Origin of the sequence: Actinomadura darangshiensis (genome assembly GCF_004349235.1) — a bacterium.
Lineage (GTDB): Bacteria > Actinomycetota > Actinomycetes > Streptosporangiales > Streptosporangiaceae > Spirillospora > Spirillospora darangshiensis.
Window position 1 is genome coordinate 14,352 of record NZ_SMKY01000066.1, and the last position, 21,318, is coordinate 35,669.

Here is a 21,318-nt window from a genome sequence, read left to right on the forward strand (position 1 = left end):
GGCCTACCGGCGCGCCGAGCAGTGGGCCGCGGCGATCCTGCGGGCCGATCGCCGCAGGGCCCGCACGGTGTCGGCATGGTCGGAACGCGAACGACGCACCCGGTGCGTGGGAACGTCCAGGGGACCGAGCGACAGGTCGCCGCCGCCCGGTGATTGGCGGCCCAGAGCGACCGTGGCCGCGTCCAAGCCGTCCTCTATGAGCGTGCTGTGGAACACCCCTGCGGGCAGGGTGTAGGACTCTCCGGTCCGGTGCGTGCTGGACGGGCCAGGGGAGCAGTGGACGGCGCGTCCGGTCGCCCTCAGTTCGTCCACGTCGTCATGGCTGATGACCTCGAAGACCTGCCGGGCGGCACCGTCGGAAGGGTCACCGACGTCCATCCGCACGTTCCGCACCGTCCCGTACAGGACGAAGCTGACGAGGTCCCAGCTGTGGCAGTGCACCGGCGACGTGGTGGACGGCGCCGCAAGCACCTCCGGCGTCCAGATGTGGAGGCACACCCCGAGGTCGCCGCTGCGTTCCAAGGGAAGGCAGAGGAAGCCCAGGGGATGCCGCACGGCGGGCAGGGACGACCTGCCCGCCTCGACGTCGTCCAGGACGTCGTCGAGGACGCGCCCGGCCCATGCGGGCAGCGTCCGCGCCGCCGTACCGGCGTGGATCTCCTCGCGGATCTCCTCGTACCTCACTCCCGCGGCCCCATCCTTCGCCTGCCTGCCCTCCCGGTCATTCGTACGGGTCCTTGGCGCGCAGCGCCTTGCGGATGATCTCGATGATGTCCCGGTCGGTGTAGCCGTGCGCGAGCTCGATCCCGATCACCTCGAAGAGCTTGCGAGCCTCCTCGACGGTGGGCTCGTCGTCCAGCGGCGCCAGCCGGGCCTGCTCGACGGGGACGCGGCGCGCCTGGTCGAGGCTCGTCTGCAGCTCCGCGCTCACCCAGCTGTAATAGAACTTGTTGCTGTCGACGACCAGGGCCTCGCCCCGCGGGTCGTCGCGCGTGACCACGACGCGCGACGACGCGAGGTCGTAACGCAGCGTCGTCATGGTCTGCGCCAGGCCGATGTCGATGTCGAGCATCGCGAACCGCTGCTTGTGCCAGCACGCGGCGAGGAGCGTGGCGTACGCCTCCTTGCGGGTGCGTTCCTGCGTCCACGGCTCGCCGGTCGCGTCCGGGCCGTCCGACACCGAGCGGCGGTGACGCGCGTACGCCTCGCAGACCTCCACGTTGGTGGGGTCGAGGATCTCCAGGCGGAACAGCAGCGTCCGCCGTTCCCTGCGGGCCGCCGCGACGCACTCCGGGAGCGTCCGCGCGCGGATGTAGGTGCCCGTCCCGCCCTTGAAGAACCACCGGTCGGTGTCGCGGCGCGCCTCTTCGAGCACCTGCGCCACCTGCGCCCCGCTGATGACGCGGACGACCGTGGTCTCGTCCAGCGCGCGCTTGGTGCCGGACAGGACGCTCTCGAACTCCTCGATGTGGGTCAGCTTGGCGCTGAGGTCGTCGAGCGTGGCCGAGGACGACCGCAGCGTGTCGCGCACCTCCGCCTCGACGGGGATGCGCCGGCCTCGGTCGCGCAGCACCGACGTCGCCAGCAGGCCGATCACCGCGAGGATCCCGCTGTTGGTGATCTCGGTCTCGTTCGGCAGGTTCACCCCGAGGCCCAGCACCGCGACGACGATCGCCAGGACGAGCGCGATCACGGCGTCGGCGTTCTTCCCGAGCCAGTTGGCGAAGCGGGTCATGGTGCGCGGTTTCCCCGTTCTGGTAGGCGCCGGGGCCGCCCCGCCCGGGGGCGTCCCCATCGGGCGGCACGATCGGCGCCGTCATCGTAACCACAGCGCCCATAGGCCGGAAAAGCCCTGCAGGTAGGGCGTTCGCTCACTTGTGCGATGTGGGGGTCTTCCGCTCGCTATAGGCTTCACCGCATGCGCGTGCGGGGGTGGTTTGCGGGGGCTTGGCCCACGCGCCGTTCGCGCGCCTTCGACATCGCGGTGGCCGTGACGCTGGCCGTGACCGACAGCGTGTTCCTCTGGTTCGCCGACCAGAGCTTCTGGCTGCCGCCGCCGGTCGTGTCGGGCTGCAGCGCCGTCCTCGGGCTGACCCTGATCGTCCGGCGCGCCCGGCCCGTCGAGCTCGCCCTGTTCGCGCTGGTGTTCGGCACCGTCACGGGGGCCGGGGCCTTCGGCGCCCTGGTGATCATGTACTCGCTCGCCGCGTACACCGTGTCCCGCCGGACGGTCGTGGTCGTCGCCGTCCTCAGCTACGCCGCATCGCTGGCCTTCCCGTCCCCGACGGCCGGGACGGAGAGCTTCCTCGCGCAGGCCATCTTCGGCATCGCGTTCATCGCCGTCCCCGTCCTGCTCGGGCTCTACATGGGCGCGCGCAAGCAGCTCCTTGCATCGCTCCAGGAACGCGCCTCACGCCTCGAACGCGAACAGCACCTCCTCGCCGAGCGCGCGCGGGGAGAGGAACGCACCCGAATCGCGCGCGAGATGCACGACGTGGTCGCCAACCGGATCAGCGTCATGGTCGTCCACGCGGGCGCGCTCAAGGCGATCGCCGTCCGCGACCCCGTCCGGGCCTCCGAGACCGCCACCGTCATAGGGGACATGGGACGGCAGGCGCTGGAGGAGCTGCGCCACGTCATCGGCGTCCTCAGGCAGGGGGAGAACGCCCTTCCCCAGGAGGCCGTGACGCTCGCCCACATCCGCGAGCTGGTCGGCCAGTCCGGCGCCGCGGGCCTCCGCGTCGACCTGTCCATCCAGGGCGAGGAGCGCCCCATGCCCAACGCCGTGGGACGGACGGTCTACCGCCTCGTCCAGGAGGCCCTCACCAACGTCCACAAGCACGCCGGCGCCGCCGACACCCGGGTCGGCCTCGGCCTGCTGCCGGAGGCGATCGAGGTGGAGATCGCCAACGACCCGCCCACCGCCAAGCCGGAGCACGGGCTGCCGAGCGGCGGGAACGGCCTGATCGGGCTGCGCGAGCGCGTCACCGCCCTCGGCGGCAGCTTCGACGCCGGGCCCAGCGAGGGCGGCTACGCCGTCCGGGCGAGGATCCCGCTCCCCGCCTCCTGACCCCGGCACGGAATGTCGGAGCCCCTGCATACAGTTGGACGGAGCAGGGGAACCGAGCCGGAGCCAGGGGAGAGCCGATGCGCCCGATCACGGATCTGCGGCGCCGCGTGGCGCCCATCGAGGTCGTCACCGAGATGACGCCGTCGGGCGACCAGCCGCAGGCGATCGCCGAGCTGACCGCCCGCATCGAGGGCGGCGGCAAGGACGCCGTGCTGCTCGGCGCCACCGGCACCGGCAAGACCGCCACGATCGCGTGGCTGGCGGAGAAGCTGCAGCGGCCCCTTCTCGTCATGCAGCCGAACAAGACGCTCGCCGCCCAGTTCGCCAACGAGCTGCGCGAGATGATGCCGCACAACGCCGTCGAGTACTTCGTCTCGTACTACGACTACTACCAGCCCGAGGCGTACATCCCGCAGACCGACACCTACATCGAGAAGGACTCCTCGATCAACGACGAGGTCGACCGGCTCCGGCACTCGGCGACCAACTCGCTGCTCACCCGCCGCGACACCGTGGTCGTCGCGTCGGTGTCGTGCATCTACGGCCTCGGCACCCCGCAGGAGTACGTCGACCGGATGGTCCGCCTCCACGTCGGCCAGGAGGTCGACCGCGACGACCTGCTCCGCCAGCTCGTCGGCATGCAGTACACCCGCAACGACCTCGCGTTCACCCGCGGCACGTTCCGGGTCCGCGGCGACACCATCGAGATCATCCCGCAGTACGAGGAGCTCGCCGTCCGGATCGAGATGTTCGGCGACGAGATCGAGAAGCTCGCCACCCTGCACCCGCTCACCGGCGAGCTGATCACCGAGGACGAGGAGCTGTACGTCTTCCCCGCCTCCCACTACGTCGCCGGGCCCGAGCGCATGGAGCGGGCCATCCGCGACATCGAGGCCGAGCTGGGCGAGACCCTCGCCGCGATGGAGCGGCAGAACAAGATGCTGGAGGCGCAGCGCCTGCGGATGCGCACCGCCTACGACATCGAGATGATGCGGCAGGTCGGCACCTGCTCCGGCATCGAGAACTACTCCCGGCACATCGACGGCCGCGGCCCCGGCACCGCCCCCAACACCCTCCTCGACTACTTCCCCGAGGACTTCCTCCTCGTCATCGACGAGTCGCACCAGACCGTCCCGCAGATCGGCGCCATGTACGAGGGCGACGCGTCCCGCAAGCGGATGCTGGTCGAGCACGGGTTCCGGCTGCCGTCCGCCATGGACAACCGCCCCCTGAAGTGGGAGGAGTTCCTCGACCGGATCGGCCAGACCGTCTACCTGTCGGCGACGCCCGGCACCTACGAGATGAACCGCGTCCAGGGCGACGTCGTCGAGCAGGTCATCCGCCCGACCGGCCTCATCGACCCCGAGATCGTCGTGAAGCCCACCAAGGGGCAGATCGACGACCTCATCCACGAGATCCGCGAGCGCACCGAGCGCGACGAGCGCGTCCTCGTCACCACCCTCACCAAGAAGATGTCCGAGGACCTCACCGACTACCTCCTCGAACTCGGCATCCAGGTCCGCTACCTGCACAGCGAGGTCGACACGCTGCGCCGCATCGAGCTGCTCCGCGAGCTGCGCGCCGGCGAGTTCGACGTCCTGGTCGGCATCAACCTGCTCCGCGAGGGCCTCGACCTGCCCGAGGTGTCGCTCGTCGCGATCCTGGACGCCGACAAGGAGGGCTTCCTGCGCTCGGAGACGTCCCTCATCCAGACGATCGGGCGCGCGGCCCGCAACGTGTCCGGCCAGGTGCACATGTACGCCGACACGGTCACCCCGTCCATGGAGCGGGCGATCGACGAGACGAACCGGCGCCGCGCCAAGCAGCAGGCCTACAACACCGAGCACGGCATCGAGCCGCAGGCCCTGCGCAAGCGCATCGCCGACATCCTCGACTCCCTCGTCCGCGAGGACGCCGACACCGAGACCCTCATCGGGGGCGCCGGGCGCCAGCAGAGCCGCGGCAAGGCGCCCGTCCCGGGCCTCGCGTCCAGGACGAGGGAGGTCGGCCGGCACGCCGCCGACCTGGTCGGCGAGCGCCCCCGCGAGGAGCTGGAGGGCCTGATCGAGCAGATGACCGACCAGATGCACCAGGCCGCCACCGACCTGCAGTTCGAGCTCGCCGCCCGCCTCCGCGACGAGATCAAGGAGCTCAAGCGCGAGCTCCGCGACATGAAGGAGGCCGGCGTCAGATGAAGGCGAGCACGACCTGGTCCTCGACGGGCCGGTAGCCGAGGCGCCGGTAGACGCCGTTGCTCGTCGGGTTGGCGACGTCGGTGAACAGGACGACGTCGGCGGCCCCCGCGTCGAGCGCGGCCTGCGTGACGGCCGCGGTGGCCGCGGCCGCGTATCCCCGGCGGCGATGCCCGGACGGCGTGTACACCGGCGCCACCCGTGCCACCCCTGCGACCGCCGGGGTCCGGCCGGCCATCGACACCGGGCGGCCGCCGTCCTCCCACAGTGTGAGGCCGCCCCTGGCGAGCCTGCCGTCGACCAGCGCGGGGTTCGGGGCGCCTTCCCCGCCGGCGTCCCGGTGGAACGCCGTGAACCATTCCATGACCAGATCGCGGTCGCCCGCTCCGGCGACGCGGGCGGTGCCGGCCGGCGCCGGGTCGGGCGGTTCGAGTCGCGCCAGCCGGTGGAGCCGCTCCCGCCTCACGAGGCGGCTCGGTGAACCGCTCCTGCGCGCCCACGCCCGCGCGAACTCCGCGGCGGCCGCCGGTGCCCCGTTGACCCCCAGCGGCTTCGCGTCCCGTCCGGCCAGGGCGTCGGCCAGCTCGGGCACGGCCGGCTCCGGCACCGCGCTGAGGAGCAGCGGATACGCGCCGCCGGTCCACATGAACGTGCCTTCGACGTCTCCGCCGGCCGTCCACCACCCGAAGAGCACCTCCAGGTAGAGACCCGGACCCTGCTCTCGCATGGCCTCGGTCACGGTCAGCACCACCGTGTTCGCGACGGGATCCTTTCGCAGGAACCCGCCCGCCCGCGCGAGGAACTCTTCACGATCGTCGGTCAGCGTCCATCCCATGCTCCAGGATGGCCACCGCCCGCACGTCCCCGCACCTGTTTTCCAGCGCGTCCGGAGCCGGTCCGAGACCGGCCATCTCCGTGAGCCGGCCTTGGTCACCGTCCGCCAGAGGCTGCGGAACACTGTGCCGATGGACGCTGGACTCGCCGCCCTCCTCGGCGCCGCCATCGGATCCCTCACCACGCTCGGCGCGGCCCTCGTGAACGGCAGGACGCAGGCCCGGACGCAGTCGGCCCAATGGCGCCGCCAGCATCGCCGGGACGCCTACGCCGCCTACCTCGGCGCCCTCCACGACCGCGACGTCGCCATGGACGCCGTCCTGGAGGCGCTGCGCGCGGAGCGTCCCGACCCCGCCGGTGTGGACGAGCGCGTCGGGCGCTTCGTCGGCCTGGCGCGCGACGTCCACCGTGCGACGGAGATCGTGATCATCGAGGGCCCGCCGCGGATGGCCGCCGCGGCCGACCGCGTCCAGCGGGCGAGCGCGGAGTTGTCCGAGCTCGTACGGTGCATGGCGGCGAACGCCCACGCCGGGGAGACCGCTCGCAGAGGCGCGGACGAGGCCGCCGTACTGGACCTTGAACGCCGCCTCTACAAGGCGGTCGGAGATTTCCGTACGGAGGCGCGCGACGTACTCGGCAACACCACCTGACCCCCGCCCCGCGCCTCTAATGCATTGATCTCCTCCTTCGGGCCCTAGGGGGCCCTCCATCGTCGATAAATGCGGTGCGATCGCTGCATCGCTCCGGCTCGCCTAGCGGCTCGCTGCGCGATCAGGTTTCTCGCAAGCTCGAAACCTGCCTTCGGACGCGATCGCGACGATTGAGGTTGTTGCGTGATCCCGCCGGGGCGGGACCGGCAGTGCCGATAGCGTTTCCGGCATGGTGGACATGGCGGGCGACCGGATGCTGGGATGCCTGTTCGGCGGGGCGGTCGGTGATGCGCTCGGACGTCCCGTCGAGGGCCTGTCGCTCGGCGACATCCACGCGGCGTACGGGTACGCGGGCGTGACCGGGTTCCCGGAGCGCGCCGAGATCGGGGAGGCGACGCAGCTGGGCCTGATCACCGCGCAGGCGGGCGTCCAGGCGTCCATCCGGGCGCGTGCCCGGGGGATCGGCGGCGCCTACTTCGGCCTGGTGCAGTCGGGCTACCTGGCGTGGCTGCGGGCGCAGGGCGAGCCGATACCCGAGCAGGACATGCACACGGGCGGCCCGGCGCTCCGCGACCCCGCCGTGATCGCGAGGCGCGGCATCGGCCGCACCACCCTGGCCGCGCTGCGCAAGGCCGCCGAGCGCGGCAAACCGGGCTGGCCGCTCGGCACGGTCGAGGAGCCGATCAACGACTCCAAGGGCTGCGCCGGGACGGTCCGGGCCGCATCCTGCGGTTTCAGCCACCCCGACCGCGGGACCATCTTCACCCGGGGCCAGGGCACGGCCGCCCTCACCCACGGCCATCCCTCCGGGCACCTCCCGGCCGGGACGCTCGCCGTGGCGGTGTCGGCGCTCGTCCACGGCGCGTCCCTCACCGGCGCCCTGCGGGACGCCATGGCGGAGCTGCGCACGCACGCCGGTCATGAGGAGACCACGGCCGCGCTCGAGAAGGCGCTCGAACTTCCCCGCGACGAACCGGCTCCGGATCTCCGAGCGGTTGGAGAGCCTTGGGCGCGGCTTCACCGCCCCGGAGGCCCTCGCCATCGCCGTCTACGCCGCGCTCGTCGCGGAGGGCAAGGGCGGGTACCCGCTGGAGATCGTCCCGCGCGGTCTGCTGCTCGCCGTCAACCACTCCGGCGACAGCGACTCCACCGGCGCCGTCTGCGGGAACCTGCTCGGCGCCCGGTACGGCGCGCGGGCCGTCCCCGAGCACTGGCGGGCGGGCGTCGAGGCGGCCGGCGTCATCGCCGCGCTCGCCGAGGGCAGCGCCGTCGAGTTCGGCCCCGCGCCGCCCGCCGACGCCTACGGCGAGCCGCCGATGGACTGGCACGTGCGCTTCTACTCCTGACCTCCGCGCTCCGCGCGTTAATGGGGGGACGGGCCGCGGAGCGCCGCCCTACGATCGCGGCATGGAGTACGAGGTTCGGACGGCGCGGGACGCGGATCTGCCGGGGCTCGCGGCGATCGAGAATTCGGGCGACCTGATGTTCAACGAGATCGGGATCGTGTTCCCGCCCGGCCCGCCGGTGGTCGCGCAGATGGTCCAGATGATCGGCGAGGGCGCCGAGATCGTGGTGGCCGGGGACCCGCCGGTCGGGTTCGCGGCCGTCGAGGAGGTCGACGGGGCCGTCCACCTGGAGCAGATCTCGGTGCGCGGCGACCTGGTGGGGCGGGGGATCGGTGTCCTGCTGCTGGACGAGGTCAAGGCGCGGGCGGCGGCGGCCGGCGCGCCCGGGGTCAGCCTGCTGACGTTCCGGGACGTCGCGTGGAACGGCCCCTGGTACGCCCGGCACGGGTTCGCGGAGCTGCCCGAGGAGCGGTGGGGGCCGGGCCTCAGGTCCTACTGGGACGCCGAGATCAAGGCGGGCCTGCACGAGCTGGGCCCGCGGCTGATCATGTGGGCGCCGACTATCGTTGGTCCCTCGGGTGCGGGGTCCAGTTAGAGATCTACAATGTAAAGGCGGGAACCCGCGGCGGCCCGCGGACGTCTGGCTCATGGACACCGGAGGAGGACGATGATCAGCCCGGTCGCATGGGTGCGGGACCGTCTGGGGGAGCGGAGGGCCGCGCTCGTCCTCCTGGCGGTGCTATTGGCGCTGGCCGTCGTCCCGCTGGTGGTGATGCCGGCGGCGCGCTGCGAGGTCTTCGGCAGCGGGTGCCGCACGCCGGCGCCGGAGAAGCGCGCCGACCCCGTCGCGGCCCAGAAGGCGCCGACGCCGCTGGAGGTGGCCACCGGCGGCTCCTACGTCGCGCTCGGCGACTCGTACTCGGCGGGCGTCGGCGCGGAGGCGTCCGTGGCCGATCAGAACCCCCTTGACCGGTGCCACCGGACGTCCAAGGCGTACTACCACGAGGTCTCGAAGGCGTTCGCGTTCGCGAAGGGCACCTCGTTCTGGGCCTGCTCCGGCGCGACGACCGCCGACGTGCTGAAGGGGCGCGGCGGCGAGCCCCCGCAGCTCGGGCGCATCGGCGCGGACACCAGCCTGGTCACCATGAGCATCGGCGGCAACGACGTCGGGTTCTCCAAGGTGCTCGCCGGATGCGTCGTCCGGCTGCCGTGGAGCAAGGGCTGCACCGGGCAGGGCGAGGAGATCGCCGGCCGGATGGCCGAGCTGCGCCGCAGCCTCCCCGACCTGGTCGGCAAGATCACCGCGCGGGCACCGGACGCGCGGGTGATCCTGATGGGGTACCCGAAGGCGTTCTCCGAGGTCAGCGGCGTGGGCCGGGACAACCTCACGGTGTCGGACCAGCGCTGGCTGAACGCGCGCGCCTACGACCTGGGCCGGCTGATCCAGCAGGCCGCGGCGGAGGCCGACGCGCGGAAGGTGTCCGGGCACCGGCACGGCAGCGTCGAGTTCGTGGACGCCTACGGCGCGTTCGCCGGCCACGAGGTCGGCAGCAAGGACGCCTACATGAACGGCCTGACCGTGAACCTGTCCGCCCTCGAAGCCGAGCCGCGCAGCTACCACCCGACGGTCGCGGGCCAGCACGCGCTCGCCCAGCTGTTCATCGGGCAGGTCAAGAAGGGCCCCGGCCGCCCGCTCTCCTGAACCGCCTCGACCCCGGCACGGAGCCCGTGCCGGGTCGGTGACGTCTTCGCAGCTTGACATCACTGCGTTTGCAGTACTAACTTCAAACCACTGCAAACAGAGTGCTGCGAATGGAGTTCCTATGCGAAAGCTCGTCTACTACGTCGGCGTCAGCATCGACGGCTACATCGCGGGTCCCGGTGAGGAGGTCGACTTCTACCCGGTCGGCGACGACATGGCGGCCTGGATCAACGAGCGGTACCCGGAGACCGTCCCCACGCACCTCCGATCGCACGCCGGTCTGGAGGACGCCCCGAACGGGCGGTTCGACACCCTCATGATGGGGCTCGCCACCTACACGCCCGCGCTCGACATCGGCGTGACCAGCCCGTACGCGCACCTGCGCCAGTACATCGCCTCCACGTCCCTGGACGAGATCGCCGATCCGGGCGTGGAACTGGTCAGGGAGCCGCTCGCCGCCGTCCGCGAACTCAAGGCCGAGGACGGCGGCAAGGACATCTGGCTCTGCGGCGGCGGCAGGCTCGCCGGCGCCCTCCTGCCGGAGATCGACGAACTGATCGTCAAGTCGTACCCGGTGGTGGCCGGGGCCGGTGTCTCCGCCTTCTCCGGCGAGTTCCGTCCCACCCTGTTCACGCCGACGCGCCGCGAGTCGTTCGGCAACGGCGCCCAGGTCACCTGGTTCACCCGTGGCGAGGGCGGCCGCTAGAGCGGGTCGCCGAGGGGGCCGTACTCGCCCACCAGGGTGTCGTCCCAGTGGGCGGCCCAGTCCGGCTGCGTCCCGTCGGCGTCGGTGAAGCCGTACTCCTTGTAGAGGCCCCAGGTGGCCAGGGCTCGTCCCGTCTTGTCCATGATGTCGGGGTCGGCGGCGAGGGCCGCGACGGCCCGTCCCAGGTAGGCCGGTGTCTCGGAGTAGGCGAAGTGCGGGTCTGCCGCCACGCCGTCCCGCCAGTTCCCCTCGGCGACGCCGAAGTGCTCCAGGACGGCCTCCGAGCGCAGGAAGCCCGGCGTGATCGCGACGGCCGCCACCCCCTTCGGCTTCAGCTCCGCGGCCTGTGCGAAGGCGAGGCGGATCACCGCGGACTTCACCAGGTCGTAGAAGAACGCTCCCCGGTAGCGGGCCGTGTTGCCGTCGGTGACCTCCACCACGAGCCCGCGCCCCCGGGCGACCATCAGCGGCAGCGCGAGGCGGCTGGTGATCACGTGGGTCTCCACGCCCTGCCGCAGCAGGCGCAGGCCGGTGTCGAGGTCCTGCTCCCAGAGCGGCAGCGACCAGTCGGCCAGCGGGTCGCCGCCCCACACCGAGTTGACCAGGACGTCGAGCCGCCCGTCCTGCTCCGCCGCGATCCGGTCGACCAGCGCGCCGACCTCGTCCGGGCTGCTGTGGTCGACGCGGACGGGGATGCCGGTCCCGCCGCCCGCCGTGACCTGGGCGGCGGTCTCCTCGATCGTCTCCGGACGGTCCATGTCAGACCGCTCGCCGCCGCTGCTGCGTCCCGTGACGTACACGGTCGCTCCGGCGGCGCCCAGCTGGACGGCGATTCCCCGCCCGCCGCCGCGCGTCCCTCCCGCGACGAGGGCCACCTGCCCGGTCAGCCTCTCCATGCTTCCTCCCTCATGGCGTGGGGCGCCAGGACGGTGCCGATCTCGTGCTCGATCCGGTCGGTGAGCGTTCCCCGGCGGTCGAGCGCCCACGTCAGCCCGGCCCCCGAGATGGCGACCTGGACGGACCCGGCCAGTGCCTCGACGTCGGTCCCCGGTCGGAGGTCGCCATCGGACATCGCATCGGCCAGCAGCATCGCGATCACCCTTCCCTGCGTCTCGTGGACGGCCAGGGCGGGCTCGTGGAACTCCGGATCGGTCAGGTCCATGCACAGGAAGGCCAGGTGGTTGGCGAACTTCTCCGGCGTCGCCATCTCGGCCATCGACCGCGTCGCGAAGCCCCGCAGCGCCGCCGGCGCGGACCCGTGCCCTTCCCGAGCCCGCTCGTACAGCGTCTCGGCGTCCTGGACCGAGCGTTGGGCGAGCGCCAGCAGCAGGCCCCGCTTGGACCCGAACCGCTGGACGAGCGTGCCCGGCACCAGCCCGACCTCGTCCGCCACCGCGGCGAGGGTGAGCTTCGCCGGCCCCACGCGCCCGATCACCTCGACCGCCGCCCGCAGGATCACCGCGTCGTCCACGCCTCTCGGCCGCCCGGCCATCGCGCCTCCATCAATAAATGAACGTACATTTATAAAAGCATGCACGCGCCGGGAAGTCAAACGGGGAAGACGCGTTCAGCGCAGGACGCCGCCGACGACCGTGAGCACCGTCTTGCGGACCGCGTCGGGGTCCGGCGTGGGGGCGGCGCGGTCGGCGAACTGGAGGTGCCCGGCTCCCAGCAGCGTGGGGGCGAGCACCTCGACCTCGGCGTGCGGCGCGATGCGGCCGAGGTCCCGCTCGGCGGCGAGGTAGGCGGCGACCATCTCCACGGCCTCGGCGATGACCGGGAGGCCGGTCGGCCAGGTCTCGCGCAGCCGGGCGCGCAGTTCGTCCCGGAACGTGATGAGCGGCAGGATCGCCATGGCGACCGACTCGAACACGGCCGTCATCGCGCCGGCGAGGTTGCCGACCACCGTGCCGGTGCCCGCGGAGTCGCGCAGAGCGGCGGCCTGGACGCCCATCCGGCGGGCGCGGTCCAGCACGAAGTCGGCGAGGAAGGCGTCGAAGTCGTCGAAATGCCGGTGCAGGACGCCCTTGGCGCAGCCCGCCTCGTCCGTGACCGCGCGGCTGGTGAGCGCGCTCGGCCCGGCCCGGAGCAGGACGCGCTCGGCGGCGTCGAACAGCTGTGCGCGCACGTCGCGCATGGCGACCCCGGTCGGCACCGTGAATCCCCGCCTTCCGATTGACGAGTGGGCGCTTGCCCATTCATAGTGGGCGCATGCCCACTCTACCTCCGGAGCGGACGGCCCGCTCCCGGCCCGAACCCCACCGAGCCCGCGACGTGGCCGAGTCCTTCGGCACGGACGCCGAACGCTACGACCGCGTCCGGCCACGCTATCCCGACGCCATGGTCACCCGGATCGCGGCCGCGAGCCCCGGCCCGGACGTCCTCGACGTCGGCTGCGGCACCGGCATCGAGGCCCGCCAGTTCCAGGCGGCGGGCTGCACCGTCCTCGGCGTCGAGCCCGACGCCCGCATGGCCGATCTCGCCCGGCGCGGCGGCCTGGACGTCGAGGTCGCGACGTTCGAGACCTGGGACGCCGCGGGCCGCGACTTCGACGCCGTCATCGCCGGGACGGCCTGGCACTGGGTCGACCCCGTGGCGGGCGCGGCCAAGGCGGCCCAGGTCCTGCGCCCCGGTGGCCGCCTGGCGGTCTTCTGGCACGTCTTCGAGCTACCGCCCGAAGTGACGGAGGCCCTCGCCGACGTCTACCGGCGCGTGGTGCCCGACTCGCCGTTCGACATGCAGTCGACGAGGTCGCCCCTGCAGATGTACCAGGTGATGTTCGACAAGGCCGCCGACGGCATCCGGGACGCGGGCGCCTTCGACGCCCCCGAGCAGTGGCGGTTCGACTGGGAGCACACCTACACCCGCGACGAGTGGCTGGACCAGATGCCCACCCACGGCTCCCTCACCGGCCTCCCCGCACCCAAGGTGAAGGAGGTCCTGGACGGCGTCGGCGCGGCCATCGACGCGCTGGGCGGCAGGTTCACGATGCCCTACATCACGATGGCCGTCACCGCGGCGCTGACCGCCTGATCAGGGCGTCACACGCCGGCGGGTGTCGGTCCCCGTTCCGTTGCGCGGGTCGCGGCCGGGCAGGTGCACTTCCCACCCGGTCGCGTCCGCGTGGTACAGCCGCCAGTCGGCGTCCCCGCTGAGCTGCTCCGGCCGGAGCCGCATGGCCCCCGGGTCCACCTCCGCGAACGCCTCGGCGCACCGCCACGGCAACTCGTCGTCCGGGGCGATGGACGCGGCGGCGTCGATGTAGACGGCCCGCCCCTCGCCGATCTCCACCGACGAGTCATAGATGACGATGGCCACCTCGGGGCGCGCCGCGACGTTCCGCGAGTGCCGCGCCTCCGGCGAGGACACCCAGTAGAACGTCCGGTAGCCGGCGTGCGTGAAGTACACCGGCGACACCCGCGGCCGATGATCGTCCCCGCTCGTCCCGAGCACGAGGTACCGATTCCCGTCGATGACCGACCGCGCCAGCTCGTCCAGATCCTCAGGCAGGCTCATCCCCGAGATGATCCCCCATTTCCGCGCTCCCGGGGGGCGCTAGGACCAACCCCATATAGACCTCATCGACGAACCCGCCGTCCATCCGCACCGACGAACGCCGCACCCCCTCCACCTCGAACCCGCAGGCTTCGTACAGACCCAACGCGACCTGGTTGTGGCGCATGGTCGTCAGCTCCAGCCGCCACATCGCCCGGCGCCGCGCCTCAGCGATCGCCTCGTTCAGGAGTGCGCGGCCCACTCCCTGCCCCTGGGCGGAAGCCCGTACCCCCAGCACGATGGCGCCCCGGCCTCGCGCACGCCGCCACCGCAAGGCGAAGACGTCGATGACTCCGACGAGCCGTCCGCCGTCGTCGGCGACGAACCGGTACGACTGATCAGGAAGCTCGCTGCCGCGTTCGCCGGGCTCGGCGAGCATGAACGCCGTCTCTGCGTCCAACGCCCGGCGGAGCTCAGCGAGCGCATCGCCTTCCTCAGCGGTGGACGCCCGGATGGTTGTCATGGCACCAGGATGCTCCGCCACGCGCCGCCGGCTCCAGGATTCATTCAATTGATTGAATGATAGTGTGCGCCGCATGCCTTCATCGAGGGAGCCGGGGCCGGACGAGCGCGGGCGGTCGGCGGAGGGGACGCGGGAGCGCATCCTTGCCGCGGCCGTCGCCGAGTTCGGGGCCAAGGGGTACTCCGGGGCCAGGACGGCGGGCATCGCCGCGCGAGCGGGCGTCAACCAGCAGCTCATCTCCTACTACTTCGGCGGCAAGCAGGGGCTGCTCGACGAGCTCCGGCGCCGGTGGCAGGAGCTGCAGGCGGAGATCGTCCCGCCCGGGGCGTCGTTCGCCGAGTCCCTCGGCGCGCATCTGGACGCGACGCTCGACCGGCCCGACTGGGCCAGGCTCGTGGTCTGGCAGGCGCTGGGCGACTGCCCGTTCGCCGACGCCGGAGAGGGCGAGCGGCAGGCGGGGCGGCAGCGGGAGGCGATGGCGGCGGCGGTGGCCAAGGCCCGCCGGCGCCAGGAGGACGGCGAGATCCGCGCCGGGCTCGACCCCGCGTTCGCGCTGCTGGCCGCCTACGCGATCATCTTCGCGCCCGTCACGATGCCGCAGTTCGTCCGGGACATCCTCGGCGGCGACCCGCTGTCGCCCGAGACCCGGCAGGTCCTGCACACCCAGCTCGTCGAACTGCTCACTGTGGATTAGGGAGGCCCCGCACGATGGTCACGGTTGTTTTCGGCGCCCGGGGAAACGTCGGCCGCCATGTCGCCGCAGGTCTGACCGCTGCGGGCGTACCGGTCCGGCCGGCGAGCAGGACACCGGACGCCTCCCACGTGGCGGCGGATCTGGACGTCCCGGAAACCTTGCCCGCCGCCCTGGAGGGGGCGTCGCAGGTCTTCCTCTACGCCAAGCCCGCAGGCATCGGAGGGTTCGTGGCGGCCGCGCGTTCGGCCGGGGTGGAGCGGGTGGTGCTGCTGTCGTCCGGGGCGGTCGTACAGCCCGGCGCCGACCGCAATCCGATCGCCCGGGACCATCGGGTCGTGGAGTCGGCTCTGGAAGAGTCCGGGCTGTCCTGGACCTTCATCCGGCCGGGGATGTTCGCGACCAACGCCCGCTGGTGGTGGACCCGGGCGATCAAGGACGGCGAAGCCGTGCGGCTGCCGTACCCGCAGGCGCTCACCGCTCCCGTCAGCGAGCGGGACATGGCCGCGCTCGCGGTGACGGCGCTGACCGAGCGGGGGCACGGACGGCAGGCGTACACGGTGTACGGGCCGCAGGCGCTCACCCTGCGCGAGCAGGTCGGGCACATCGGCGCGGCCATCGGCAGGAAGATCGCGATCGAGCTGGTGACGCCCGAGGAGGCGCGGGCCGACCTGGGCAGGACGATGCCCGCGATGGGAGTGGAGGCGGTCATGCGCGGGTGGGCGGCGGGCGCCGAGGCCGTCCCCGAGACCTCCGCCATCGTCGAGAAGCTCACCGGGCGGCCTGCCCAGACCTTCGCGGAATGGGCACAGGACCACGCCGACGATTTCCGTCCCTGAGCGAGGTCAGGCCGGCGGCCATTTCTTGAGGGCCGTGTCGAGGGCGTCCAAGGTCCTGATCCAGGACGCCTCCACGTCGCGTGGCGTGTGGCTGAATGCGCCTGCGGTCTCCAGGCTCACGAAGCCGTGGAACACGCTCCCCAGCATCCGGACGGCGTCGGTCTCGTCGGGCTCCGCCAAGTCGTAGGCGCGCAGGATCGCCCGCGTCATCTCCGAATGGCGTCCCGCCGCGCTCTTGGCGGCCGTCTCGGCGTCCAGCTTCATGCGTCCTGCCGTGTACCTGCCGGGATGCCGCTTGGCGTAGTCGCGGTAGGCGCTCGCGAAGGCCACCAGCGCGTCCTTGCCCGCACGTCCGGCCACGGCGGCGGAGACCTCGTCGGCGAGTTCGGCCAGGGCGAGCAGCGCGACCCGCGTCTTCAGGTCGTGGGCGTTCTTGATGTGCGAGTACAGGCTGGCCTCCTTGACGCCGAACCTGCGCGCCAGCGCCGCGACGGTCACCCTGTCGAAGCCGACCTCGTCGGCCAGCTCCGCCGCCGCCCCTGTCAGCCGCTCGGTGGTCACCCCTGCGCGAGCCATGGCCCTCCCTCCATCTACCTAGGTGCTTAATGCATTTGCCTAAGTGTATTAGGAAAGCTAGCCTCGCCGCACATGAGACCCGTGACCGAACGTGAGATCCGCACGTCCTTCGTCAACTGCTCCAAGGGCGAGGCCAAGCGCCTGGGCCTGCCCAAGGACTTCGCCACCCTGCCCTGGGACGACCTGGACTTCCTGGGCTGGCGAGATCCCGGCGCCCCCGAACGCGCCTACCTGGTCGCGCAACACGACGACCGCCTCGTCGGGATCGGGCTCCGCCGAGCCTCCGGCACGTCCCGCGGCTTCACCTCGCGCAGCATGTGCTCGCTGTGCCTGACCACCAGAACCGGCGGCGCCGTCGCCCTGATGACGGCCCGCCGCATGGGTGAGGCAGGACGCCAGGGCAACTCGGTCGGCCAGTACGTGTGCGACGACCTCGACTGCTCCCTCTACGTCCGCGGCAAGAAGCACTCCGTCGCAGGCGGCGAGTTCGAAGAGTCCCTCACGCGGGACGAGAAGGTCGCCCGCATACAGGCCAACCTGCACACCTTCCTCGACAAGATCACACGCTCACACTGACCCGCTCAGGCGGCCGCGGCAATCACCTGATCAGCCTTCCTGTGACTTGAGGCTGGTGAGGAAAGCGCTCCATGCCCCGGCCCCGAAGCTGAGGACGGGCCCGCCCGGATCCTTGGAATCCCGCACCGCGATCAGCTCGCAGGTCTGGGCTATCTCGACGCAATCGGTTCCCGAAGAGCCCGTCCAACTGCTCTTTCGCCAGACTGTGTCGGGCAGGTTCGTAGCCTTCATAGCTCCGAGATTATTTCGTTGATCAGATCGCGTGAAGCGGTTTCGGTGAGCGAGAGAGAACGGATCTGCTCGAAAGTCCCTCTGTACTGGGCCGTCTCCGGCCCGCTCTCGAGGATGGCCTGACCGGCGAGGTGTTCCGTGAGCACGACGGTAAGCATGGGTGGGCTGCCGATCTCCAGCAGCTCGAACTGTCCCGCGTAGTCCGACCCGGCATCGATCGCCAAGGGAAGAACATTCAGCTGCACATTTTCGAGCTCTGACTGATTGACCAGCCGTCGGAGCTGCGACCGCATGACCTGACGACCGCCGCGCATCCTGCGCAGCGCCGCCTCATCGAGCACCACTTCGAGTCTGGTCGCCGGAGCCTTGTTCAGCACGCTCTGCCGCATCAGGCGGAACTCTACGAAACGCTCTATGACGGTCGCTTGGTGTTTGGGGGTGATCCCGCGGATTACAGTTCGCGCGTACGCCTCGGTCTGGAGAAGGCCGGGGATGAAGGTCGTCTCCGTGACGACGATGCGTGAGGCGTCGTGTTCAAGGGACACTCGGTCAAGGGCCTCGGGGGTGACCAGGTCGCGGTAGGCGTCCCACCAGCCTGGTTGGCGGTCTTGCTCGTTGAGGGTCATCAGGGCGGCGCGGACGTCCGTGGGGACGTTGTACTGGTCGAGGATGTAGCCGAGATCGCGAAGGCGCAGCCGTTGCGTGCCGTTCTCGATCTGGCTGAGGGACGAGGGGGAGCGTTCGAAGTGGGCGCCGGCGGTTTTGAGGGTGTAGCTGGCCTCCTCCCTGAACTGCCGGAGGACTCTTCCGATCTTGCGGCGGCGGGCGGTGGAGAGGGGCGCATCCGGCATGTGATCAGGATGTCACGCCATGTAGTCGGATGTTCGATGAATCGGCGGGTCCTGAATATTCAGTGAGGGATTATTTCGGAGTACACGGAACGTGTTGAGGCGGGTGCGCTGCGCTTGCAGCCTTGAGTCCGAGAGAGAGGACTCTGATGACGATCAGCGAGGTCATCGCGGCGCTCACGCTGCCGGGTGTGGAGCAGGCGGCCAAGTTCGTGCGGGTGTTCGCGCGGGACGTGCTGGGGGAGGGGCATCCCTCACTTCCGGACGTCCAGACGTGCGTGAACGAGGCGTTCACGAACGCGGTCGAGCACACGGCGTCCGGGCGGAGGCGGCGCGGGCGGGTCACGGTGATGTTCTCAGTGCTGGGCGGGGACGTCCTCGCGGAGGTCACCGATGACGGGGCGCTCGGGGCGCGGCCGGTGATGCAGGACGATCCCCTCGCCGAGAGCGGGCGCGGGCTGCGGATCATCGAGGCGCTGTCCCTGGAGTGGGGCGTCCGGGAGGACGGGGAGCGGACGACCGTGTGGATGCGCTTCCCCGGTCCGCCGCCGCTGCGGTGAGGCTAGGGCAGGGGGAGAGGCCCGGGGCCGGGCGGGCACCGTTGAGGCGGCCGCAGATCGGGGTCGAGACGGGGTGGCCGTCCTTCAGGGTGACTCTGATCATGGTGAGGGCGCGGTTGCCGGGGCCGTTGCGCTTGTGGGTGTCGTGGGTGAAGTCGATGGCGCCCGTCGCGCCCTCGCGGACGAACAGGTGCCGCAGTTCCAGCAGGACGGCGCCCGACGTCACCGAGCGGCTGCCGGTGACCAGGCCGGACGGTTTCCGGGGGATGGCCAGGGCGTCGTAGGCGCTCTGCGCGGCCTCGCCCATGGCGACGGTGGCGTCGTAGGTGAGGGCCATCTGGCCGTTCACGAGGAGCGGCTCGTCGGGGGCGGTGCGCGGGGCGCCGATGCCGAGGGCGTTGCGGGCCAGCAGGAAGAAGCCGTTGGTCTGGTCGCCGTCGTCCGCGACCAGGAACGGCAGGTGGACGAAGGCCGTGTGGTACACGACGGTGTTCTCGGGGAGCGGGACGTCGTGCGGGCCGGTGCCGAAGTGCGTCTTGGTGACGTCGTCCCCGGCGAGCAGGACGAGCCGGTGCCGCGTGCAGCCGCCCTGGATGAGGCCGTCGCGCAGGCCCCGCAGGTCTTCGGAGCGTCCGGCGAAGTAGACGAGGGGGTAGGCGGCGGCCTCGCAGGCGGCCTTGACCTTCCTGGCGATGTCGCCGGCGCCGGTGTACAGGACCCTGTCGGCTTTGCGCGGGTGCAGGACGCGGGCCACGTCGTCGGCTATCTCGGCGCTGTAGGCGTCGCGGGACGGTCCGGGGGTGCGGTGGACGATCATCGCGCGGCTGATCCGGCCGTCCTTGAACTCGGCCTCGACGGCGGCGCGGGTCGCGGCGGCCTCGTCGTGGTCGGTGGAGGCGAGGCTGTAGTAGTGCGCGAGCTCGGGCAGCCGGTCGGAGGAGTTGACCGTGTCGACGATCGGCAGGCCCGCGTTGTTGAGCCGTGTGATCCCGGCCTGGGAGTACTCGGTGTTGCGGCCGAAGCCGACGACGCCGACGAGGGTCGGGTCGCGGCGGGCGAGGTCCAGGATGCGGTCGGCCGTCTCGGTGGAGAACGCCATGTTCTGGCCCGTGTTGGCGGGCAGCAGCCGGATCTTGAGGGGGTTGCCGACCTCGCCGGGGTGACCGGACCCGTTGTTGCGCAGCTGGGCGAGGTAGGCGCCGGCGAGTTCGTGGACGCTGCTGACCGTCAGGTCGCCCTGGCCGGGGCTCGCGGTGAAGATCCCGACATAGACGATCGTGACGTAGGGGTCGCCCGACTCGACCACCTGGCGATTCTGCGCCTCGATGCGGTCCTGGAGGTCGGCGAGGGTGATGCGGGGGCCGGTGTTGCGGGTGGACGGGCGGTGCCGGTCGCCGTCCATGCCGATGCTGTCGGCGTTCCGCTCGAACCGGACGTCGTGGGTGGCCACGCCGACGCATTCGCGGCTGCCGTCGGTGTTGGTCTGCAGCCGGGTGTCGCCGTTGCGGCTCATGGGCAGCCCGACGCTGCAGTACTTGGAGCGCAGGTGCACCTGCCCCCAGGTCACGCCCAGCGCGCAGGCCAGGACGACGACCATGAGGAAGCGCACCGACCACACCCATGTCCAGCGGGGGCGGCGCCGGACGGCGAAGTCGTCCACCTGGCGTTCGGCGGCGGGGTGGCCGGAGACCGGGATGCGCAGCAGGTACGGCAGCGGGACGGACTCGCTCGGCCCCTGCGCGGTGCCGAGCGACGACCGCCAGTGCTCGTAGCGGTCCTGGGGGTCGCCGCCCGCCGGCTCCGCGCCGCCGAGGTCCTCCCTGGTGGCGGCGTCGATGGACGCGATGACGAGCAGCGGGTGGAACTCGCTGCGCCGGGCGCGGATGTCGCTGATCGCCGACAGCACGGCGAGGCCGCCGTTGCGGCGGCCGGGATGCGACAGGAACACCACGGGCGGGGCGGGGCGCTTGAGGCCGCGCCCGTTCGGCGCGAACCGGCGGTACTGGTCGCGCATGTCCTCCAGCAGCGCGAACGTCTTGATCTGCAGCAGGAACCGGGCCGCGTCCGGTTTGGTGAGCCGTTCGGAGACGGTGTGCAGGCGGCCCTCGAAGCCGAGGTCGTCGGTGCTCTCGTCGAGGACGGCGAAGAACGACGTCCGGGCGAACCAGCGGTAGCGGCTGCCGAGTCCCGCCCAGGACAGGAACGGGAGCCAGATCCGCCGCGTGGACAGCGCGGCGACGGTCAGCAGCACGACGGCGAGGACGGCCGCCGCGGTGACCAGGATGCGGCGGGGCGTCTGCTCGGCGATGCCGCCCGCGAGGACGGCGATCAGCGCGACGATGGACGCGCCGATGCCGGGCCACCACACCGGGGCGCGCAGCGGGGCGCCCTGCCAGCGGAACAGGCCGGCGCGCTCGTTCCAGCGGTCGACGGTCGCGACGGGGGAGCGGCGGTACGGGGGCGGGGCGCCGTCCGTGCC

General features: G+C 71.6%; 24 protein-coding genes and 1 pseudogene. 13 read left to right on the plus strand and 12 right to left on the minus strand.

What is annotated here, in order from left to right; genetic code table 11:
- Positions 1 to 3 precede the first annotated feature (3 nt).
- Both E1293_RS16805 and E1293_RS16810 read right to left on the minus strand, forming a co-directional pair.
- The gene (locus E1293_RS16805; RefSeq protein WP_132198346.1) at positions 4 to 684 is read right to left on the minus strand and encodes a hypothetical protein; all 681 of its coding nucleotides are present in this window, start codon (positions 682 to 684) and stop codon (positions 4 to 6) included.
- Between the two features lie 37 nt (positions 685 to 721).
- A complete protein-coding gene (locus tag E1293_RS16810) occupies positions 722 to 1,735 on the minus strand; it encodes a hypothetical protein (protein ID WP_132198347.1) in 1,014 nt (337 codons plus the stop codon).
- Between the two features lie 183 nt (positions 1,736 to 1,918).
- Here E1293_RS16810 and E1293_RS16815 point away from each other — a divergent pair, with 183 nt between their 5' ends.
- Complete coding sequence (locus E1293_RS16815) at positions 1,919 to 3,070, plus strand: sensor histidine kinase (RefSeq protein WP_132198348.1); 1,152 nt, start codon at positions 1,919 to 1,921, stop codon at positions 3,068 to 3,070.
- Between the two features lie 77 nt (positions 3,071 to 3,147).
- Positions 3,148 to 5,265, plus strand: a complete 2,118-nt coding sequence (gene uvrB, locus E1293_RS16820) for an excinuclease ABC subunit UvrB (RefSeq protein WP_132198349.1) — start codon at positions 3,148 to 3,150, stop codon at positions 5,263 to 5,265.
- Here the strand turns inward: uvrB and E1293_RS49470 are convergent.
- Complete coding sequence (locus tag E1293_RS49470; RefSeq protein ID WP_132198350.1) at positions 5,258 to 6,097, minus strand: GNAT family N-acetyltransferase; 840 nt, start codon at positions 6,095 to 6,097, stop codon at positions 5,258 to 5,260. The genes uvrB and E1293_RS49470 overlap by 8 nt on opposite strands.
- 130 nt (positions 6,098 to 6,227) lie before the next feature.
- Between E1293_RS49470 and E1293_RS16830 the strand changes: the two genes are divergently transcribed.
- The 6 genes and pseudogenes from E1293_RS16830 (at position 6,228) to E1293_RS16850 (ending at position 10,500) form a co-directional block, all read left to right on the plus strand.
- Positions 6,228 to 6,746: a proline dehydrogenase gene (locus E1293_RS16830; protein ID WP_132198351.1), complete on the plus strand. Its 519-nt coding sequence runs from the start codon at positions 6,228 to 6,230 to the stop codon at positions 6,744 to 6,746.
- 253 nt (positions 6,747 to 6,999) lie between these two features.
- A pseudogene (locus E1293_RS50470) lies at positions 7,000 to 7,662 on the plus strand (ADP-ribosylglycohydrolase family protein); the annotation flags it as partial.
- Between the two features lie 79 nt (positions 7,663 to 7,741).
- Positions 7,742 to 8,092, plus strand: a complete 351-nt coding sequence (locus tag E1293_RS50475) for an ADP-ribosylglycohydrolase family protein (protein WP_341770192.1) — start codon at positions 7,742 to 7,744, stop codon at positions 8,090 to 8,092.
- 61 nt (positions 8,093 to 8,153) lie between these two features.
- Positions 8,154 to 8,687, plus strand: coding sequence for a GNAT family N-acetyltransferase (locus E1293_RS16840; protein WP_132198352.1), 534 nt, complete (start codon positions 8,154 to 8,156; stop codon positions 8,685 to 8,687).
- A gap of 72 nt (positions 8,688 to 8,759) precedes the next feature.
- Positions 8,760 to 9,794 carry an SGNH/GDSL hydrolase family protein gene (locus tag E1293_RS16845; RefSeq protein WP_132198353.1) on the plus strand — a complete coding sequence of 345 codons (1,035 nt, stop codon included), beginning with the start codon at positions 8,760 to 8,762 and terminating at the stop codon, positions 9,792 to 9,794.
- Between the two features lie 121 nt (positions 9,795 to 9,915).
- Positions 9,916 to 10,500: a dihydrofolate reductase family protein gene (locus tag E1293_RS16850; RefSeq protein WP_132198354.1), complete on the plus strand. Its 585-nt coding sequence runs from the start codon at positions 9,916 to 9,918 to the stop codon at positions 10,498 to 10,500.
- Here the strand turns inward: E1293_RS16850 and E1293_RS16855 are convergent.
- From E1293_RS16855 to E1293_RS16865, 3 genes are all read right to left on the minus strand, one after another.
- On the minus strand, positions 10,497 to 11,396 hold the full coding sequence (locus E1293_RS16855) for an SDR family oxidoreductase (RefSeq protein ID WP_132198355.1): 900 nt from the start codon (positions 11,394 to 11,396) through the stop codon (positions 10,497 to 10,499). The two genes, E1293_RS16850 and E1293_RS16855, sit on opposite strands and share 4 nt — an antisense overlap.
- The gene (locus E1293_RS16860) at positions 11,384 to 11,992 is read right to left on the minus strand and encodes a TetR/AcrR family transcriptional regulator (protein ID WP_132198356.1); all 609 of its coding nucleotides are present in this window, start codon (positions 11,990 to 11,992) and stop codon (positions 11,384 to 11,386) included. The genes E1293_RS16855 and E1293_RS16860 overlap by 13 nt, the downstream gene beginning before the upstream one ends.
- Before the next feature lie 75 nt (positions 11,993 to 12,067).
- The gene (locus tag E1293_RS16865) at positions 12,068 to 12,655 is read right to left on the minus strand and encodes a TetR/AcrR family transcriptional regulator (RefSeq protein WP_132198357.1); all 588 of its coding nucleotides are present in this window, start codon (positions 12,653 to 12,655) and stop codon (positions 12,068 to 12,070) included.
- 56 nt (positions 12,656 to 12,711) lie between these two features.
- On the opposite strand from E1293_RS16865, the gene E1293_RS16870 reads away from it, so the two are divergent.
- Positions 12,712 to 13,533: a class I SAM-dependent methyltransferase gene (locus E1293_RS16870; RefSeq protein ID WP_132198358.1), complete on the plus strand. Its 822-nt coding sequence runs from the start codon at positions 12,712 to 12,714 to the stop codon at positions 13,531 to 13,533.
- Here E1293_RS16870 and E1293_RS16875 read toward each other — a convergent pair whose 3' ends face one another.
- Entirely contained in the window at positions 13,534 to 14,016 is a 483-nt protein-coding gene (locus E1293_RS16875) for a pyridoxamine 5'-phosphate oxidase family protein (protein WP_132198359.1), read from the minus strand.
- The gene (locus E1293_RS16880) at positions 14,003 to 14,518 is read right to left on the minus strand and encodes a GNAT family N-acetyltransferase (protein ID WP_165978245.1); all 516 of its coding nucleotides are present in this window, start codon (positions 14,516 to 14,518) and stop codon (positions 14,003 to 14,005) included. The genes E1293_RS16875 and E1293_RS16880 overlap by 14 nt, the downstream gene beginning before the upstream one ends.
- A gap of 73 nt (positions 14,519 to 14,591) precedes the next feature.
- On the opposite strand from E1293_RS16880, the gene E1293_RS16885 reads away from it, so the two are divergent.
- Positions 14,592 to 15,212 (plus strand): TetR/AcrR family transcriptional regulator, encoded by a 621-nt coding sequence (locus E1293_RS16885; protein WP_132198361.1) that lies wholly within the window; start codon positions 14,592 to 14,594, stop codon positions 15,210 to 15,212.
- Positions 15,213 to 15,226: 14 nt separating this feature from the next.
- Positions 15,227 to 16,048, plus strand: a complete 822-nt coding sequence (locus E1293_RS16890; RefSeq protein ID WP_132198362.1) for an NAD(P)H-binding protein — start codon at positions 15,227 to 15,229, stop codon at positions 16,046 to 16,048.
- Between the two features lie 6 nt (positions 16,049 to 16,054).
- Here E1293_RS16890 and E1293_RS16895 read toward each other — a convergent pair whose 3' ends face one another.
- A complete protein-coding gene (locus E1293_RS16895; RefSeq protein ID WP_132198363.1) occupies positions 16,055 to 16,624 on the minus strand; it encodes a TetR/AcrR family transcriptional regulator in 570 nt (189 codons plus the stop codon).
- A 72-nt stretch (positions 16,625 to 16,696) separates the two neighbouring features.
- Between E1293_RS16895 and E1293_RS16900 the strand changes: the two genes are divergently transcribed.
- Positions 16,697 to 17,200: an FBP domain-containing protein gene (locus E1293_RS16900; protein ID WP_132198364.1), complete on the plus strand. Its 504-nt coding sequence runs from the start codon at positions 16,697 to 16,699 to the stop codon at positions 17,198 to 17,200.
- Positions 17,201 to 17,230: 30 nt separating this feature from the next.
- Here the strand turns inward: E1293_RS16900 and E1293_RS16905 are convergent, their stop codons facing one another.
- The gene (locus E1293_RS16905) at positions 17,231 to 17,431 is read right to left on the minus strand and encodes a DUF397 domain-containing protein (RefSeq protein WP_132198365.1); all 201 of its coding nucleotides are present in this window, start codon (positions 17,429 to 17,431) and stop codon (positions 17,231 to 17,233) included.
- Positions 17,428 to 18,282: a helix-turn-helix domain-containing protein gene (locus E1293_RS16910; RefSeq protein ID WP_132198366.1), complete on the minus strand. Its 855-nt coding sequence runs from the start codon at positions 18,280 to 18,282 to the stop codon at positions 17,428 to 17,430. Before E1293_RS16910 ends, E1293_RS16905 begins: the two co-directional genes overlap by 4 nt.
- 146 nt (positions 18,283 to 18,428) lie before the next feature.
- Here E1293_RS16910 and E1293_RS16915 point away from each other — a divergent pair, with 146 nt between their 5' ends.
- Entirely contained in the window at positions 18,429 to 18,839 is a 411-nt protein-coding gene (locus E1293_RS16915) for an ATP-binding protein (protein WP_132198367.1), read from the plus strand.
- Here the strand turns inward: E1293_RS16915 and E1293_RS47465 are convergent.
- A partial coding sequence (locus E1293_RS47465) for a hypothetical protein (RefSeq protein WP_165978246.1) occupies positions 18,745 to 21,318 on the minus strand: 2,574 nt, incomplete at its 5' end. The genes E1293_RS16915 and E1293_RS47465 overlap by 95 nt on opposite strands.